At 46.4% G+C, this 17,329-nt stretch carries 14 protein-coding genes; all 14 read left to right on the top strand.

The features are described from left to right. Nucleotides 1-168: 168 nt before the first annotated feature. On the top strand, nt 169-750 hold the full coding sequence (locus tag ACIGBN_RS11085; RefSeq protein WP_207923398.1) for a DedA family protein: 582 nt from the start codon (nt 169-171) through the stop codon (nt 748-750). Next, nucleotides 747-1,880 carry a D-alanine--D-alanine ligase gene (locus ACIGBN_RS11080; protein ID WP_396665442.1) on the top strand — a complete coding sequence of 378 codons (1,134 nt, stop codon included), beginning with the start codon at nt 747-749 and terminating at the stop codon, nt 1,878-1,880. The genes ACIGBN_RS11085 and ACIGBN_RS11080 overlap by 4 nt, the downstream gene beginning before the upstream one ends. Before the next feature lie 32 nt (nt 1,881-1,912). After that, nucleotides 1,913-2,461 (top strand): DinB family protein, encoded by a 549-nt coding sequence (locus ACIGBN_RS11075; protein ID WP_396665440.1) that lies wholly within the window; start codon nt 1,913-1,915, stop codon nt 2,459-2,461. A 2-nt stretch (nt 2,462-2,463) separates the two neighbouring features. Beyond that, nucleotides 2,464-3,234, top strand: coding sequence for an NRDE family protein (locus ACIGBN_RS11070; protein ID WP_396665438.1), 771 nt, complete (start codon nt 2,464-2,466; stop codon nt 3,232-3,234). After that, on the top strand, nt 3,231-3,668 hold the full coding sequence (locus ACIGBN_RS11065) for a YHS domain-containing (seleno)protein (RefSeq protein WP_133003684.1): 438 nt from the start codon (nt 3,231-3,233) through the stop codon (nt 3,666-3,668). Before ACIGBN_RS11070 ends, ACIGBN_RS11065 begins: the two co-directional genes overlap by 4 nt. Nucleotides 3,669-3,679: 11 nt before the next feature. Beyond that, nucleotides 3,680-4,144, top strand: a complete 465-nt coding sequence (locus ACIGBN_RS11060; protein ID WP_396665435.1) for a hypothetical protein — start codon at nt 3,680-3,682, stop codon at nt 4,142-4,144. After that, a complete protein-coding gene (locus ACIGBN_RS11055; protein ID WP_396665433.1) occupies nt 4,138-5,904 on the top strand; it encodes a lysophospholipid acyltransferase family protein in 1,767 nt (588 codons plus the stop codon). Before ACIGBN_RS11060 ends, ACIGBN_RS11055 begins: the two co-directional genes overlap by 7 nt. Before the next feature lie 146 nt (nt 5,905-6,050). After that, nucleotides 6,051-6,947: an alpha/beta fold hydrolase gene (locus tag ACIGBN_RS11050; protein WP_396665431.1), complete on the top strand. Its 897-nt coding sequence runs from the start codon at nt 6,051-6,053 to the stop codon at nt 6,945-6,947. A 116-nt stretch (nt 6,948-7,063) separates the two neighbouring features. Then, a complete protein-coding gene (locus ACIGBN_RS11045; protein WP_396665429.1) occupies nt 7,064-8,539 on the top strand; it encodes an aminoacyl-histidine dipeptidase in 1,476 nt (491 codons plus the stop codon). Between the two features lie 210 nt (nt 8,540-8,749). Continuing rightward, complete coding sequence (locus tag ACIGBN_RS11040) at nt 8,750-9,721, top strand: transposase (RefSeq protein WP_396665427.1); 972 nt, start codon at nt 8,750-8,752, stop codon at nt 9,719-9,721. 567 nt (nt 9,722-10,288) lie between these two features. Further along, nucleotides 10,289-10,981 carry a cupin domain-containing protein gene (locus tag ACIGBN_RS11035; protein WP_396665425.1) on the top strand — a complete coding sequence of 231 codons (693 nt, stop codon included), beginning with the start codon at nt 10,289-10,291 and terminating at the stop codon, nt 10,979-10,981. A gap of 185 nt (nt 10,982-11,166) precedes the next feature. Continuing rightward, the gene (locus ACIGBN_RS11030; protein ID WP_396665423.1) at nt 11,167-12,009 is read left to right on the top strand and encodes a 2Fe-2S iron-sulfur cluster binding domain-containing protein; all 843 of its coding nucleotides are present in this window, start codon (nt 11,167-11,169) and stop codon (nt 12,007-12,009) included. An 86-nt stretch (nt 12,010-12,095) separates the two neighbouring features. After that, nucleotides 12,096-13,373 (top strand): exonuclease subunit SbcD, encoded by a 1,278-nt coding sequence (sbcD, locus tag ACIGBN_RS11025; RefSeq protein ID WP_133003677.1) that lies wholly within the window; start codon nt 12,096-12,098, stop codon nt 13,371-13,373. Then, nucleotides 13,370-17,089 (top strand): SbcC/MukB-like Walker B domain-containing protein, encoded by a 3,720-nt coding sequence (locus ACIGBN_RS11020; RefSeq protein ID WP_396665421.1) that lies wholly within the window; start codon nt 13,370-13,372, stop codon nt 17,087-17,089. Before sbcD ends, ACIGBN_RS11020 begins: the two co-directional genes overlap by 4 nt. Nucleotides 17,090-17,329 lie beyond the last annotated feature (240 nt).

Raw genomic sequence — 17,329 nt, 5'->3', positions numbered from 1 at the left:
GCTTTTTTTTGAGCAGATTTTATCGTATTGATTTTTAAGGTTTATCTTATCGGGGAGAGCGATTAATAACGATCTATTTAAAAAAGTAGGGTTTTTATTTGTAATAAATAGCCGGTCACTCACGACTAACCATTAAATAAAGTGGGTAAACCTGAGTGAGAGGCTTTCTTGTTAAATGAATTTCAACAGTTAATTAATGTCGATACGGCTTCTGTTTGGCTCATTATGGCCGGCATTATTGCTTTTTCCTATTTATTGGAAGACGCCGCTATTGTGGTGGCGGCCTCATTATCAGCGCAAGATATATTGCCTCCAACTTATGCCCTGATTGCCATTATGTTTGGCATTATTACTGGCGATGCCGGTTTATATCTTATTGGTGTTTACGCTAAGAAAGTGCGTTTTTTACGCTATCGAATCTACCACAATAAATACTTCACTCCGCTTCGAACTCGCTTTCAAAAACAGGTCTTTCTAAACCTTTGTATTATCCGTTTTATTCCTGGTCTGCGCACGGCAGGCTTTACCTTAACGGGTTTCCTCTCTGTGCCTTTTACTGTTTTTTTGAGCGCTGCCATGCTGTCGACCACTCTTTGGGTGGCGGTTGTTTTTTCATTGATCTATCGATTGGGGAGCAGTGCTTGGGTGCAAGCGGCTCAATACCAATGGATGCTTATTTTAGTGGCCGCAGCCTTGTTGTACGCGGTCAATCGGATTGTCCGTTATTCCATATCAAGAAGGTTGTCATGATCCCAGTTACCAAGGTTCCCTGTATCCCAGAGGGCAAAATCAATGCCGGTATGCCGCTCTTGGTTGAAGACGCCCGTGCGGCGGTATCGCCTTATGAATTTCTACCAAGTTGGTTTTTTTATACGCCAGTGGTGGTGCAAAGCCTGTTATTGGCAGTGCGCTATGGTGATGTTCGTTTGCCTTTGGTGGTAAATCCAACGATTTTTTTAAGCGGTATGGTGGGGGAATCTAAGCACGATATTTTGACTTTAGCAGGCCCTATTGCGAAACCTTGGATTTCACCTTTTGTATCGTTAATAAAAACGTCGGCGTTATTAACTGAGCAAAATACCAATGCACAACACACGCTTGCAGAAGCAAATCTGAGTTTTCCTGTGGTGGCCAAACCGGATTTAGGCTGCCGTGGCGTGGGCGTTAAGCTGATAAAAAATGCGCAGCAGCTGCAAGACTATATCGCCTCTTACCCTCAAGATGCGCGTTATTTATTGCAAGAAAAAGCCCCCTATGAAGCAGAAGCAGGCGTGTTTTATGTGCGTCATCCGAATGAATCAAAAGGCAAAATCATCTCAATAACATTGAAATACACACCCTCGGTTTTAGGGGATGGGGTGCGCACACTCAAGGCGCTGATTGAGCAAAACCCAAGAGCCGGTCAGTTAAGCCATTTATATTTTCCACGCCATGAAGACAAGTTGGATTGGGTGCTGCCAGAAGGGCAAGAGTTTCAATTGGCTTTTGCTGGCAGCCATAGCCGTGGTTCGATTTTTCGTGATGGAAATCAGTACATTTCAGAAGCTTTAACGCAAAAGTTGGATCAGATTCTTGCGGATGTCGACGGCTATTACTATGGCCGTTTGGACATTAAGTTTCGCGATATCAACCGTTTTATGGCGGGTGAAGACTTTACTATTTTAGAACTCAATGGCGCGAGCAGTGAAGCGGCGCATATTTGGGACCGTAAAACCCCCTTAAAAGAAATCTACAGAACCTTGTTGGCGCAATATCGACTCTTGTTTGAGATTGGTGCCGAGCAGAAAAGACGCGGTCATAGACCGGCTTCGATTAAAACCTTGATTGGCGCATGGAAAGAAGAAAAAGCGCTTATGAAACAGTATCCAATGACGGATTAACGCAGTATTTCATTATTATTTTGGAGTGGTTTATGTCATTGAATTCTAGCAAGTCGTTAGTGCAAAAAGCGACAAACGGCAGCGCGATTATCAACGGTTGCATAGAAAGCCTAGAGCAAGGTCGGCAGTTTCTAAAATCGATCAGCGATGAGCAATATTGTTATGTAGCGACTCCCCATGTGACGAGTTCTATTGGTGAGCATTTTCGCCATTTACTGGATGTTTTTTACAGTATTTATCAAAACCCTACGGCCACGAATTATAACCAGCGCCGCCGTGGTCATGCTTTAGAAACCTCTCGTGCCGAAGCGCTAGCGGCCATTATGACCGTCACTCAATGGTTGCAAACGTTAGATCAAGAGACTTTTGATAAAAGGGTCGCTGTGTTTGCTGAAGTGTCTTTGAGCCACGCACAAACCTGCGAAATGGGCTCCACACTAGGGCGTGAGCTGACGTTTGCGTCCTTGCATGCAACGCATCATTTTGCCATGGCAAACGTGGTTATGAGTTTGTTGAATGGGCAAGTTGGCCGCCGTTTCGGCTATGCACCTGCCACTGTCACTTATTTGCGGGATCAATAGTTATGTGCTCGGTTTCTTGGTTGCTTAGTGAAGAGGGTTACCAACTCTTTTTTAATCGTGATGAGCAGAAAAGTCGTGCTGTAGCCTTACCGCCACAGTCATTGTCGTTGAATGGGGTGGCCGTGTTGATGCCGATTGATCCTGTGGCAAATGGCAGTTGGATCAGTGTAAACGAGTTTGGTTTGACTTTGTGCTTGTTAAATAACTATCAGGGGCAATCTCCCAGTGGCCCATTAATTAGCCGTGGGCAATTGTTAAAGCGACTTTCCAGTGAACGGGATATTCCCACTTTGAACGCAGCGTTTGACTCTTTAGATCTTAGCAGATTTGCGCCTTTTACCTTATTGGCTTTTGACCCAAGGTTAACGCGAACAGACAAAGCCGTGATGGCGTTTGAATGGGATGGAAAACACCCTAGGATTTTTTCTGAGTGTTCACCTCGATTTTCATCTGGTGTGGACTTAGAGGAGGTTCAGCAGGCGCGAGAGCAAGCTTACAAAGCATGCTTAGAGCAAGGGAGCAATCGACATGATTTGCTGGCTCTGCATCAAAGTCATCACCCAGAGCAACTTCATCATTCGTTCTGCATGCACAGAAGTGACGCTCATACGGTGAGCTTCACGCACGTTGAAGTGACACCTTATGGGCAAAGTATGTCCTATGTTGGTGGGGCACCTTGTCAACATTTAACCGAGGCGGCGCTTGCGTTGCAGTGCGTTACTTTGTCTTCTCATGATCCTTCTACAGACTCTCTTATTAAGGGCTTATTATGAAATATTTATTGTCGTTATTGTTGTTTGTCAGCACCTTCAGTTATTCCCAAGACCCTGTCTATACAGGATATTTTAGCAATAAAGCGCTGCAAGGCTATGACACGGTTGCGTACTTTACTGAGCAAAAACCTGTGTTGGGCAGTAAGCAGTTTGTGACGGAATATAAAGGGGCTGATTGGTATTTTTCTAACGCTAAGCATTTGGCCATGTTTGAGCAAAACCCAGAAAAATACGCGCCTCAATACGGTGGTTATTGCGCTTGGGCTGTCGCAGAGAAGCGCAGTTTTGCCCCAGCAGACCCTCATCAGTGGGCGGTTGTAAATGGGAAGCTGTATTTGAATTACGATGCTGACATTAAGTCGAAATGGGACAAGGCCCCAGTCGATTTTATTAATAAAGCGAACAGTGTTTGGCCTCAATTGATTGCGGAATAGCGGAGAAGATTATGAAAGCCAGAATATTATCTTATGTTCCTGTTGTGTTTATTGCGTTTATTTTTATTCAATCGCTGTTCTTTAAGTTCTCTGGGTCGTATGAAACTCAGTACATTTTTGGCATTTTAAGTACCTGGTCTGGCCTTCATTGGTTTCGAGATTACGGTGCTTACTTGGTCGGTAGTGGCGAACTAGTGGCCAGTGTTTTGTTGTTTAGCCGCTTCCAGTTTTACGGTGCTTTGCTGACGGTAGGTGTGATGTCGGGCGCTATTTTCTTTCACCTGTTTACGCCTCTTGGCATTTATATGCCGGAGTTTAATGAGACCGGCAACATTATTGGCAGTGATGGTGGAACCCTATTTATTTTGGCCTGCTTAGTGTGGCTTGCGGGCAGCTTTTTGGTCATTCGTGAGATAACGTCAAAACACAGTGCGCCTTGCCAAGGGCTGGATGATGATGGTGAACCATTATGCTAACCAATAGCCTGTTAACTAGCCCATTTCGATTGCCTCGTGTGACGCCCTTTGGGCTTGGTGAAACCTTGCTTGAATGGATGACGGGACTGAACCAGTTGGATTCTTTGTATCAACAGCGACCTGAAAACCTCAGCAGTTTTGAATTCATGCGCTACACCTTAGACGCGCTAAAGATTGACTATGATGTGTCGTTAGGCGCGCTTGACACTATTCCTGCCAGTGGCCCGGTTGTGATTGTAGCCAATCACCCATTAGGGGCGATTGAAGGCGTCATCTTGGCTGATTTGATTGGCTCCATTCGAGGCGATGTGAAGGTATTGGCCAACCAGTTGCTAAAGCGTCTGCCTGAGATTAACGATCTGTTTATTGGGGTGGATGTGTTTGGCGGGAAAAACAGCCGAGCGACCAACAGCGCAGCAATTGTAGAGGCGAATCAACATCTTGCTGATGGCGGCTTGCTGGTAGTCTTTCCCGCAGGAGAGGTGTCTAGCTACCCCAAGGGATCGGCTCATTTAGCGGATATTGAATGGCGAAACTCGGTGGCTAAGTTTGTTAAACACAGCCAAGCCACTACCGTCCCCATCTTTATTAATGGACAAAATAGTCCGTGGTTTTATCGAGCCGGTACGGTTCACCCGCTATTACGAAGTGCCATGTTGGGTCGTGAACTATTAAATAAAAAGGCGAGTCGTATCGCTATTTCGATTGGGGCGGCGATTCCTTTTAGTGAAGTTCGTGATTTCTCGTCGGATAAAGACATGGTGAACTATTTTCGCCTTAATACATACCTCATGGGGTCAACTGAGCGAGAGGAGGCAAAAACCTCGAATCAGGCAATGAGCATGCCTATTATCGAAGCCCTTGACGAGCAGCTATTGCAGACAGAAATCGACGCTTTGCCGGCGTCTTATCATCTGCTTGATCAAGGCGATTTTGCCGTGTATTGCGCGCCGTCTCAGCAGATTCCTTACCTGATGCAGGAGATTGGCCGTGTTCGCGAAGCAAACTTTAGAGAAGTAGGAGAAGGCAGCGGCTTGGCTTGTGATCTGGACGATTATGATCTGTATTATCAGCAGCTGTTCGTTTGGCATAAGAGCGACAAGCAACTAGTGGGCGCGTATCGACTTGGGATGGTGGATGAACTGATTGCGGAGAAAGGGCTGGAGGGTTTGTATTCCCGAAGCTTGTTTCATTACGATCAAGCCTTTATCGATACCATGGATGAGAGTATCGAAGTGGGACGCTCTGTGGTCGCCGCGCCTTATCAGAAAAGCTTAAACGCCTTGTTAATGTTGTGGAAAGGGATAGCGACCTTTGTTTATCGCCATCCTAAATACACGCATTTATTTGGCCCAGTGAGCATCAGCAATGATTACAGTTTGGTGGCGCGTCAGTTGATGGCAGAAACCTTGTCTGTGCATTATTACGATGAACAAAAAGCACGACTGGTGTCACCTTCGACGCCCTTATCTAAAAACAGCAGTGCGTTTTGGCAGTCAGGTTTGTTGTCTGCTTTAGCCAGTGTGCAGCTGTTGTCAAAAGTTTTATCTCGTATGGAACAAGGAAAAGGGCTCCCAGTATTGCTGCGCCAATACTTGAAAATGAATGGCAAATTGGTGTGCTTTAATGTGGACCCTGCGTTTCAGAATTGTTTAGACGGTTTGATCGTTGTGAATTTAAAGGAAGTCCCCTTAGCCACACTTTCGAAATACATGGGGAAAGATGAAGCGCTCTGTTATTTACAGAACAGGGTCGAGTAGAAGGGAACCCATATGTGGCGCCTATGTAGGAAAAAATGCCGACATTACGGCCATCTCCCTAGCGCTTATGTGACCTGGAAATAGTCATTTTATCGAGTGATAAGCCTAAATAATGACCTGTTAATAGGCGAAAAGGAAATGAGGTTATGGGGTTAATAACACAGTTAGTGGCAAGAGTTGTGACGGGGGCCGCCTTGCCTAAAGAAGCAGAAAATAACGCTAAGCTGGCAGAGCAGGTCCTTCATACTCCAGGCTTGATTGATCATCATAAGGTGAAAGTCGAGGCGGCTGGTGAGTATCAGGGGGAGCTGCATTATGTCTGCAGTGACCCGCGACCAATTGGTCGTCCGACTGTGTTGTTTGTTCATGGAAGCCCTGGGAGTTGGGCGTCTTTTGCCCCCTATTTTTTACAACCGGAACTATTGGACGGTTTTCGGCTGATTGCTATTGATCGGCCAGGCTGGGGCGCGTCTACCGTGACAGGCAAGCGCTTTCCGAGCCAGTTATCTGAGCAAGCCCATTTACTCGGTCCGCTTTTAAACGCTGTTTATGAGCAAAACCAGCAACAGAAAATAGTCCTAGTGGGTCATTCATTTGGGGGGTCTTTGGTGCCTGTCCTAGCTGCGCTTTATCCAGATATTATTCGCAGTGTGTTGATTTTGGCTGGGGATGTTAGTCCTGCTTTGGCGAAGCATCGCTGGTACAACAGTGTGCTAGCGGGTATTCCTCGCTTTTGTATAAAAAAGCATTGGTATCACTCGAATCTGGAAATACTGGATTTATCAACGAGTTTATACAATCAGCAAGAAGCGATGGCAAAGCTAGTACACCCAATCAGTATGATGCAGGGAACCGGTGATAAGTTAACGGACCCTAAAAATGTGCATTTTGCTGACACTCTTTTTCAGAAGAGTCGGCTGACAGTGCAATGGCTCCCTGATACTGGGCATATGATAAATTTGTTGTGTGTGGATAAGGTCAAAGCAGCGATTGTTCATGCTTATGAAAGCAGTGATGCATGTTTTCGTCATCACGGTTCATGATTGTCTGTTTAGACATACGTTTTCTGCATAACCCCTAGTCTTAATTTCAATTGCTTCATTCTCTGCGTTTGCAATAATGCTGCTATGCATATGTGTCTAATAACAAAGAGATAGCCATGAACGAGATTTTAACGACCCTTGAACCGCAAGCCATTTGGAAACATTTCCAGACCCTCTGTAATACCCCAAGACCTTCTTATCATGAGGCGGCATTGCGTGAGCACCTTATTGCGTGGGCGCATAATCTTGGCTTAACGACCTATGTGGATCCCGTTGGTAATTTGGTGATTCGTAAAGCGGCGTCGCCAGGAATGGAAGGCGCTGAAACGGTGGTCTTGCAAGGTCACTTAGACATGGTGGCGCAAAAAGACGCCGGCGTTGATCATGATTTCGAGACAGATCCGATCATCACTCGTGTAGTCGATGGTTGGGTGCACGCAACTGGGACAACCCTTGGCGCAGACAATGGCATTGGCGTTGCGGCCGCGTTGGCGGTATTGGAGTCGACTGATTTACAGCATGGTCCTATTGAAGCGCTATTCACCATTGAGGAAGAGACCAGTTTACGAGGTGCATTGCAGCTTGAAGAAGGTATTCTCAAAGGGAAAATCCTTTTAAATCTAGACTCAGAGGACCGTGGCGATGTGTACATTGGCTGCGCGGGCGGCATTGATATCAATGTAGATAAGCACTATGAGGTTTTACCAGCCGAGCGCGCTGCGAAAGCCTTAACCGTCACCATTACAGGGCTGCGAGGCGGTCATTCTGGATTAGACATACACAAAGGACGAGCCAACGCGAACGTCTTACTAGTGCGGTTATTGAATGGGCTTAACGAAATCTGTGATTTTGGCTTGAGTGCATTTCAGGGGGGAACCTTGCGCAATGCAATCTCTCGTGATGCCAGTGCCACCTTCAACTACCATCCGCAAGACAGAGAAGCGATCGAACAGGCTATTCAACGCTTTAAACAAGACACGCAAGTGGAATACGCGAGCATTGAAGGCAACCTTGATGTAAGGGTTACGGATGCCGATGTGGACACTCAACTGGCTCCAATGCAACAAACGGCATTGATTAATGCTATCAGCTGCGCGCCACATGGGGTGCATCGCATGAGCGCGGAATTAGAAGGTGTGACGGAAACATCGTGTAACCTTGGGGTGATTAATCTTAAAAATACCTCTGAAGGAGGCAAGTCGTTTGATGCTTGCTTATTAGTGCGTTCTTTAGTGAACTCGGCGGTTGATCACCTTGCTCTTACAGCAAAATCTGCGTTCAGCCTGATCGATGCCAATGTGGTATTGGAAAATGGCTACCCAGGTTGGCGGCCTGACCCTAATGCTGGCTTGTTAAAACATTTTTTAGCAGTACACAAAGACGTTATGGGCCAAGAAGCCAACGTCAAAGTGATTCATGCAGGCCTTGAATGCGGCATAATTGGCGCGAAATACGAGGGTATGGAAATGGTCTCCTTTGGCCCTAATATTCGCGGGGCTCACTCGCCAACCGAAAGAATGGAAATAGACTCAGTCGGGGACTTCTGGCGATTGCTGGTGGCGTTACTGGCCTCAGTTCCTAAAGCGTCTTAACCAAGACAGGCATACTAAAAGCTCAGTAAGAACTCCTTAACCAAGACAGGCATACTAAAAGCTCAGTAAGGGTAAGGGCTTACAGTAACAATTTACTAAGACAGGCATGCTAGACATTCAGCCGAGACAAACTTGGAGATTTTTCTCGGCTGATGTCACTCATCTTATCTATACTTAATCTGTGTTTTCTCAAGGAAGAGGAGCCTGATTATGGCAATACCTAGAAATCAGCAAGTGTGTTTAGCAGATACCCCTTATTATCATTGCGTTTCTCGCTGTGTTCGCCGGGCTTTTTTATGCGGTGAAGACTCATCCACTGGGGTAAGTTATGAGCATCGTCGTGCTTGGGTGGAAAATCGACTATTATTTTTAGCCAGCGTATTTTCGATTGATGTCTGCGCCTACGCCGTGATGAGCAACCACCTCCATATCGTTTTGCATATAGCCCCTGAGAAAGTAGATACATGGTCAACCCGTGATGTATTGCAGCGTTGGCATAAACTCCACAAAGGCACGACTTTTACGCAGCAATACGTAAAAGGTGAGTCTTTACCTAGCTATGCTTTGGCCTTAGTGGAAGCCTCTGCAAGCCTTTACAGGCAACGCTTAAGTGATATTAGTTGGTTTATGAAAGAATTAAATGAGCCTATTGCTCGAAGAGCTAATATTGAAGATGACTGCACAGGGCATTTTTGGGAGGGACGCTTTAAATCTCAAGCATTGCTAGACGAAGCCGCACTCCTAGCCTGCATGGCGTATGTGGATTTAAACCCTATCAGAGCGAAAATAAGCCAAACACCGGAAGATTCCAGTTTTACCAGCTTAAAGAGGCGCGTGAGTTCGGCAAAAGAAGGGCATCAGCCAAAAGTCTTATTTCCTTTTGTTGGTACTCCTAAAAAAGCCGTATCTTGCGGTTTACCCTTTAAACTGACTGACTACTTTGAGTTGCTTGATATGACTGGGCGCATTATCAGAGAAGGCAAGCGTGGTATTATTGATGCCTCTTTGTTGCCTATCTTGCAACGCCTACACATATCGTCTGAAAATTGGTTGTGTATTGCGACAGAGTTTGAAAAAAGAACGGCGAATGTTGTCGGCCAAGAAGATGCAATCGATCACTATTGCGAATCTCACCATAGGCGCCGCAAGCCCAATCAACAAGGCGTGAAACTCCTCGCTTAGCTTTAAACAGCAGCGTCTCGTTTAATATGTTTAATCAGCAATGTGTTGATGCCAGCTGCCAAGTAAATTTCGATTAGAAGTGCTTTTTCTCAAGAAAAACAACATAGGTCTAAAAAATACGAGCTAAAAAGTTGGATGCTTGTCGATGTTGATCAGCAGTCGTCTCGTTTTAGTTGGTTTTTAAGTATGCCTGTCTTAGATAATAAAAGGGTGAAGAAAAGTGTGTGTCCTGGATGAGTAAGGGGTTCCATTGAGGGAGCTCAGGCGCTTTACAATAAGGCCATTGAGTTAGGTGCAACGGATGCGGGTGCGCCGGGTCAACGTTTTGATTTCTTTTATGGCTCTTATGTATATGATCTGGATGGCAATAAGCTTTGCTTCTTCCACATGACTTAATGATGAACAAAGAAGCGGCGGAAGGGCGATGACAGATCGGCCTTCTTGTTTTGATTGTAAATCGAGACTTATGTCATTGAAATATTTTTGCTTACGATGGTATTCCAATAAAATAAGCGTAAGAAATAGCAATACCCCCTTTATTTAACACACCAAATCAAGGCGTCAAAAATGAAAATAGCGGCCGATTTTAGCCAGCGTGTGGTGGTTCACAGTGAGTCACTTGAATGGGTTGCATCTCCTATGGCAGGTGTTGATAGAAGAGCGTTGGACAGAGTGGGCGATGAAGTCGCACGCGCTACAACCATTGTGCGTTATGCGCCTAACAGTCATTTCTCTCCACATGTTCATACTGGCGGTGAAGAATTCATTGTATTGGATGGTGTTTTTCAAGATGAGCATGGCGATTTTCCTGCAGGCTCTTATATTCGCAATCCGCCGCAATCTAAGCATAGGCCCGGTTCTGAAGAGGGCTGCATTATTTTTGTCAAACTTTGGCAGTTTCAACCGAGTGATAGGACTCATGTACGCCTTCAAACCCACTTTATGGGAAGTGTGCCGCACCGTGATTTCCGTGGGGTGAGTGTGACGCCCTTGTATAAAGACGAATGGGAAGAAGTGAGTTTGCTGCACTTTGAACCAGGTGCTGAAATTTCAATAGATACAAATGGCGGCGCGGAAGTGCTGGTGCTTGATGGTTCGATAGACGAGCAAGCGGATACGCTAGTGAAAAACAGCTGGCTACGTACGCCTCTTCAGAGCGCTATAAATGCAAAAGCGGGCAAAGAGGGCGCCAAAGTCTGGATAAAAACAGGTCATCTAAGAGACGTTGAAAATCAAATTTCACGAGTACAAAACGCTTAATATCGTATCTGATATTAAGCATGATACTGTGTGTCTTCGTTATTTATTAAGAATGATAGCGTGTGTGTCTTTGTTGTATTTCTTGTTGTATTAGAGGTATGGCTTTTCCTTTTTTAGGAAAGAGGCGCGGTGAGAAAGTGAGAATATGTCATAATAGCCAAATCATTGATTGGTTAGGTGGCATCATGGGTTCACAAGCGCTCACGGTAGAATTGGATGGTAAGTGTTTTGACGCAATGCGAGGCGATAATCTGCTTGAGTCGTTGTTGTCTCAAGGCGCTTATGTGCGTCATGGTTGTCGAGCGGGGGCGTGTGGTGCGTGCCGTCTTTATGATCAAAATAATTGTGAATCTATTTTATCCTGCCAGACGTCACTTTCATCAGGAATGTCGTTAACCACTCAGATCCCTTCTGCGTCTTCTGTCTTTTCTATTGTATCTAAGCGAACGCTTAGCGATGCGGCCGTTGAGCTGACGTTGCTGGGGCCAAGTGACGACTCTTTTGGCGATCGTGTGTCTGTGTCTTTTTCGGAGGACGCAGAGCAAGGTTTTTTCGAGTGCATGGCGTTAAACTCGGCCGGAGCGCCTCTGAAAGTCGTGCTGCAAAAAGAAGCTATAACGGCTTTAGCATGGCAGAGTATGCTGTCTTTAGCAGAGGGCGATTCTCTTCAGGTGGCCTTGTCGTCAGGCGTTCGAAAAGGTCGCTTATTGTTTGAAATGGGCATTTCCGGAGAACCTATGGCCGTGGTGTCCTCTTCGTATAATGGTGTGTTTGAATCTTATTGGCGTGATGCCTTGGCGGATTATTCAGTTCAGTATTTAGGTCACTATCTTTTGCCGGCGAACAACGAACCAAGTCTTGGTTTGAACGCTGATGCTTTTGTCTCTTTTCTCAAAGAAGCGCTTGCCAATGCAGACCATGGCGCTTTGAATATTATTTACCATGGCCAACAAATTTCAGCCCAAGAGTGGGCCCTGTCGCTTCGCCCGCTGCGCGTTAGAACCAGCCAGTTGCATTTTGTTCGTTAGTTTTACGAGGTCTTTTGAGTGCGCGATTGTGTTTGGCATTGCGCGGTTACATGGGTCTCGTTCATATTTTTAAATGGATTCTATTAATGAAAATTCTTCACACATCGGATTGGCATCTCGGTCAACATTTCATGGGGAAATCCCGCCGTGATGAGCATAGGGCGTTTATTGATTGGTTATTGGCGCTGGTGGACAGTGAATCGATCAATGCGGTCATTATTGCTGGGGATGTTTTTGACACAGGGTCGCCACCAAGTTATGCGCGTGAAATGTACCATCAATTGGTATTGGACATGAAAGCTCGCCAATGTCAGTTGGTGATTGTTGCGGGTAATCATGACTCGGTGAGTATGCTCAATGAATCAAAAAGCTTGCTGTCTTATTTGGAAACACAAGTCTCGAGTCAGGCCAATCTGGAAGACCTTGATTCCCATGTTATTGCGCTTAACGATAAAGCGGGTGAGGTGTCTGCTTGGGTGTGTGCGGTGCCGTATTTACGCCCTAAAGATGTGATGAAAAGTGTGTCTGGTCAGTCTGAGCAGGATAAGAAGCTTGGCTTGTTGCAGCACATAGGCGACTTTTATCAACAAGTGTATGAGCTTGCGTGTGAGAAAAATAAAGCACTCAAGCGCGCGGTGCCGATTATTGGCACCGGCCATTTAACGGCCATGGGCGGACAAGTTAGTGAGTCGGTGCGTGATCTGTATGTTGGTACTCTCGAAGCCTTGCCTACGTCTGTGTTTCCTCATTTTGATTACCTGGCCCTTGGCCACATTCACCGTGCACAGGCGATTACCAAAGACGGTCGCTTTCGCTACAGCGGTTCACCGATTCCATTGAGCTTTGATGAATTGGGTCGAGAAAAGTCGTTGGTGATCATTGATACGACGCTATTGGGTGAGCAGCCTCAGGTGCAGGATCTCTTTGATGAAAGGCAAGAGGCTATTCGCTGCCATACCATCCCCAGTTTCCAGCCTATGCAGAGCTTAAATGGCAACCTTAAAGACATTTTAAAGCGGATTGAGGCGTTGTCACTGACCGAGCTGAATGCGCAGAACCAGACACTCTGGTTAGAAGTGACTGTGGTGGCCGATGAGTATTTAAGCGATCTTCATAAGCGTCTGCTAGAAGCCATTGAAGGCAAGCCTATTGAATTGCTTCGCGTGATGAGAAAAAGCGCGGCGGACACAAAAAAGGTGGATTTTGAATCGCGCCAAACCTTGTCTGAATTAACGGTCAAAGATGTGTTTGATAAAAGCCTACAAAGCAATGAGGGTATTGATGAGGAAGAGCGCGTGATACTGACCAATTTATTCAATCAGTGTTTGATTGAGATGGAAGACAGTCAGGAGCAGCCAGCATGAAGATTTGTAAGTTGCGACTAAAAAACATCAATTCTTTAAAAGGCGAGTGGCAGATTGATTTTACCAAAACACCGTTTGACGACGCTGGTGTGTTTGCCATTGTCGGGCCTACAGGCTCTGGAAAATCTACCTTGTTGGACGCCATTTGCTTGGCGCTGTACCACGAAACACCACGCCTAAAAGTCTCCCCCAGTCAAAATGAATTAATGACGCGCCATACGGCAGAATGTCTCGCCGAAGTGGAGTTTGAGATAAAAGGAAAGGGTTACCGAGCCTTTTGGGGGCAGCGTCGTGCTCGGGGTAAGAGTGATGGAAAGCTACAGCCAATGACCTGCGAGTTGTGCGAGCGCGATGGCACCATTATTACGACGAAAATTAATGAGAAAATCGATAAGATTGCTGAACTCACCGGATTGGATTTTTCTCGTTTTACCAAATCTATGTTGCTTGCGCAGGGCGGATTTTCGGCGTTTTTGAACGCTTCTGCGAATGACAGAGCAGAATTACTAGAAGAGCTTACTGGCACAGAAATCTATGGGCAAGTGTCGCAGTGGGTGTTTGAAAAGCACAAAGCTGAGCGGCAGAAAATTGTTCAGCTAGAAGCGGTCAATGCACAGCGTCAGCTATTGAGTGAAGACGAACTGCAAGCGCTCGTAGAGCAAGAAGCCTCCTACACAGCAGAAGACAAAAGCCTTGCCGATGAACTCAAATTGCATCAGTCCAATCTTGGGTGGCGCCAGACAGAAGCCAACTTGGTTGAGCAATTGGCAACACGTCAGCAGCGCAGTGCGGAGGCGATAGCAGCGCTGGAGAATTTTAAACCCAATCAAGAGCGATTAGAAAAAGCCAGTATTGCGAATGCATTGCGACCTCAGTATGAGCGTTTGACAGACATTCAGCGGCGAACAAGCGAGCTTGAGAGCGAACAGGCCGACGTCTCCCAACAGTACTCAGAACAAAATAAAGCGATGCAACAACTCGACGTTCAGGCCGAGGAGGCAAAGCAAGCGTTTGAGCAACAATCGCAAATCTGGGAGGCATTCAACGAAGACATTAGTCGCCGTATTCAGCCTTTGATTTCTCGACGTGAGAGTGTCAATGAGCAGCTGTTAGACACAGACAAGCGACGTCTTACGCTTGAGCAAAAACACGGTGAGAGTGTCCGTGCGTTAACGCAGCAGAAACAGGCACTCAAGGCCAGTCAACTGGCGTGTGAAAACAATCAGCAGCGTTTGTCTGAATGGCAAGCTCCAGAAACAATTGAGTCCCAGTTATCGAATTGGCAATACCAACAATCTTCTATCCAAACGTATGAGCAGACGTTAGCTCGCCTGAGCGCAGAAGTGTCTAGTGCACAAGCCTCCCTTGATTCTGCATTGAGCACTTATGCCGCCGATAAAGTGCAACTGGAGAAACAGAAAAGCCATACAGGGGAGCTGGAGCAACAGCTGAGCGTGATCATTGAAGCGTTCAATACCCTGTCATCTGGACGGGAGCTGAATGAGTGGCAAGAGCATTATCGGCATCTCGAAACGCAGCAGCAAAAAGCCACAGAGCTTGAGCAACGTTATCAGGCGTACCAAGGCAAGCATCAGCAGAGTCAACAGATGGATGAAGCCATTGCGGACTTAGTGAATAAGCGGACACAACAAGAGGAGCGGCTCGTACAGCAACGCCAAGCTTATACAGAAAAGCAGGCGCACTGTTCGGATTTGGCTCGATTAGTGGACGCAGAGCGCCATATTGCCTCGCTAAACGAACTGCGTCAGTCATTGGGTGAGCATGATGCCTGTCCACTGTGTGGTGCCCACGAGCATGATCTTGAGCAGGCTTTGCATCAAGAGGTGAATCTTGAAAACCAAACACGCTTACAGCAATTGCAGTCTGAAGTAGACGACTTGGTGCAAGTGGGGCAAGCGCTGAAAGCCGATCAAAAAGTGGTAGAGCGCGAGCTTGAAATGCGTCAGGAGCAACGTCTTGCTTTGAAAACAGAGTTGTCGCTTGCAGAAAGTGAGTTGCTAACCATGTTGAATGCGTTGCTCGTGTTTGGTGATTGGGATAGCAAGGCGCCCTTGTCAGTGTTTGATCCGAGTCGCATGTCGTCTTGTGTCTTTGCGATTCAACAAGAATGGACGCGTACTGTTGAACTCAATCAAGCCTTGTCGCAAACACACCAGCAACGAATCACCTTGGAACAGGCGCTGGTCAGTGTGACAACTCAAGGTCAGCAGAAGGCGCAGGAGCTTCAGCAGTTGGAGTTTCAAGGTCGTTCATTACGTCAAACCCTTGAGGCAAAGCAGCTGGAATATCAAACCGCCCAGGCGGAAAAAGAGCGCATTGATCAACAGCTGGTTGCGTCTATGGTTGCTGCTGCTGTGCCTGAGCGTTATTTGGCTTCTCCTTTGGCGGAATCGTTATCCGCACTGCAATCTTCATTGCAACAATGGCGTGCGTTGAAAGTGGATCATGATGCGCAATTGAAGCGCATTGAACAGCTTGGTTATGAGATTTCCGTATTAGAAGATCGAGTGAAAGAAAGCGCCGTAGAGGTGAATGACGTCACTCTTAAGGCAAAGGCATTACGCAGCGAGCTGGACAACATGGATGCCGCCTTGCTTGATGCGCTAGCGGGCAAGTCCTTGGCAGAGGTCAGGTCTGGTGAGCAAGCCGCATTGGCCAGTAAACGCGCGGATTATGACTCTGTCTTAAAAACGCGAGAGCGGGTTCAAGAAACATTGACGACGCTGGCGGCTACTTTAAAAGCGCTAGAGAAGTCATTGAGCGCCTTGCATAAAGAGTCGATCTCAGCAAACTCTGTGTGGCAGGCGAAGTTAACAGAAAAAGGCTTTAGTGAAGAGCGCGCGTGGCGACAGGCGTGTTTATCGGAGGATGAGGTTAAGGCCTTACAATTGACCTTGGCGACCCTGAAAGACGCCATGGTTCAACAAGCTGCGTTGCACCAGCAATCAGAAGACGCCTTGGTCGTGCATACACAGCAAAAGCCTAGCAATGAATGGGTTGACCGCTATTCTCTTGATGAGCTGATCGCCTTGGTTGAAACACTGGAAGGTCAGCGTCAACAGTTGAATCGAAACTTGGGAGAGGTGTCGCAGAAAATACGTGAAGAGACGCTGCGTAGGCAACAAGCCGCGGCCTCATTGGAAGCGTTAAATAGCTTGCGGGATAAGTTGGTTCATTTGGACCGTTTGAATCATTTGATTGGTTCGGCTGATGGGGCCAAGTTCCGCCGTTTTGCGCAAAGTCTCACCTTGGATCATTTGGTCTATTTAGCCAATCAGCATTTGGCTATTTTGCATCGTCGCTATCAATTAATGCGCCATGAAGAAGCCTTGTCATTGGCCGTGGTAGACACTTGGCAGGCCAACGCTTCTAGAGACACTAAAACCTTGTCCGGTGGTGAATCCTTTTTGGTGAGTCTTGCGCTTGCTTTGGCTTTGTCGGACTTAGTGTCTCATAAGACCAGCATTGATTCGCTGTTTTTAGACGAAGGCTTTGGTACCTTAGATAACGAAACATTAGAGTCTGCTTTGGACGCCTTGGATAATTTACAATCCTCTGGCAAAACCATTGGTATTATTAGTCATATCCAGGCATTAAAAGAGCGAATTCCAGTGCAAATTCGATTAACAAAGCAAGGTGGGTTAGGCGTAAGCCGGCTTTCCTCCGAGTTTGCCGTAGAAGCCACTGCGGGTTAAAAGGTGAGCGTTTTAGGGGGCGAAAAGTTTTCCCCAGAAACACGGGAACAACCTTGTAAATAAACCGTAAAACATTATATGAATCAAACGCTTATTAACACGCTCAATATTGTACATAAAGTAGAATGTAAGGCATTATAAGGCGCTACTGGATAAAGTCTGAATTTGCAGAAAAGACTTTGCCACATGCCTTTCTTTAATTAGTAACCTTGATAGAATAAGTGAATTTTAAACGCTACT

The organism is Marinomonas sp. NPDC078689, from assembly GCF_044542435.1.
In the GTDB taxonomy this organism is placed as follows: Bacteria; Pseudomonadota; Gammaproteobacteria; order Pseudomonadales; family Marinomonadaceae; genus Marinomonas; species Marinomonas arenicola.
Note: the sequence above shows the minus strand (reverse complement) of the source record. Positions and strands in the feature narration are given on the sequence as shown.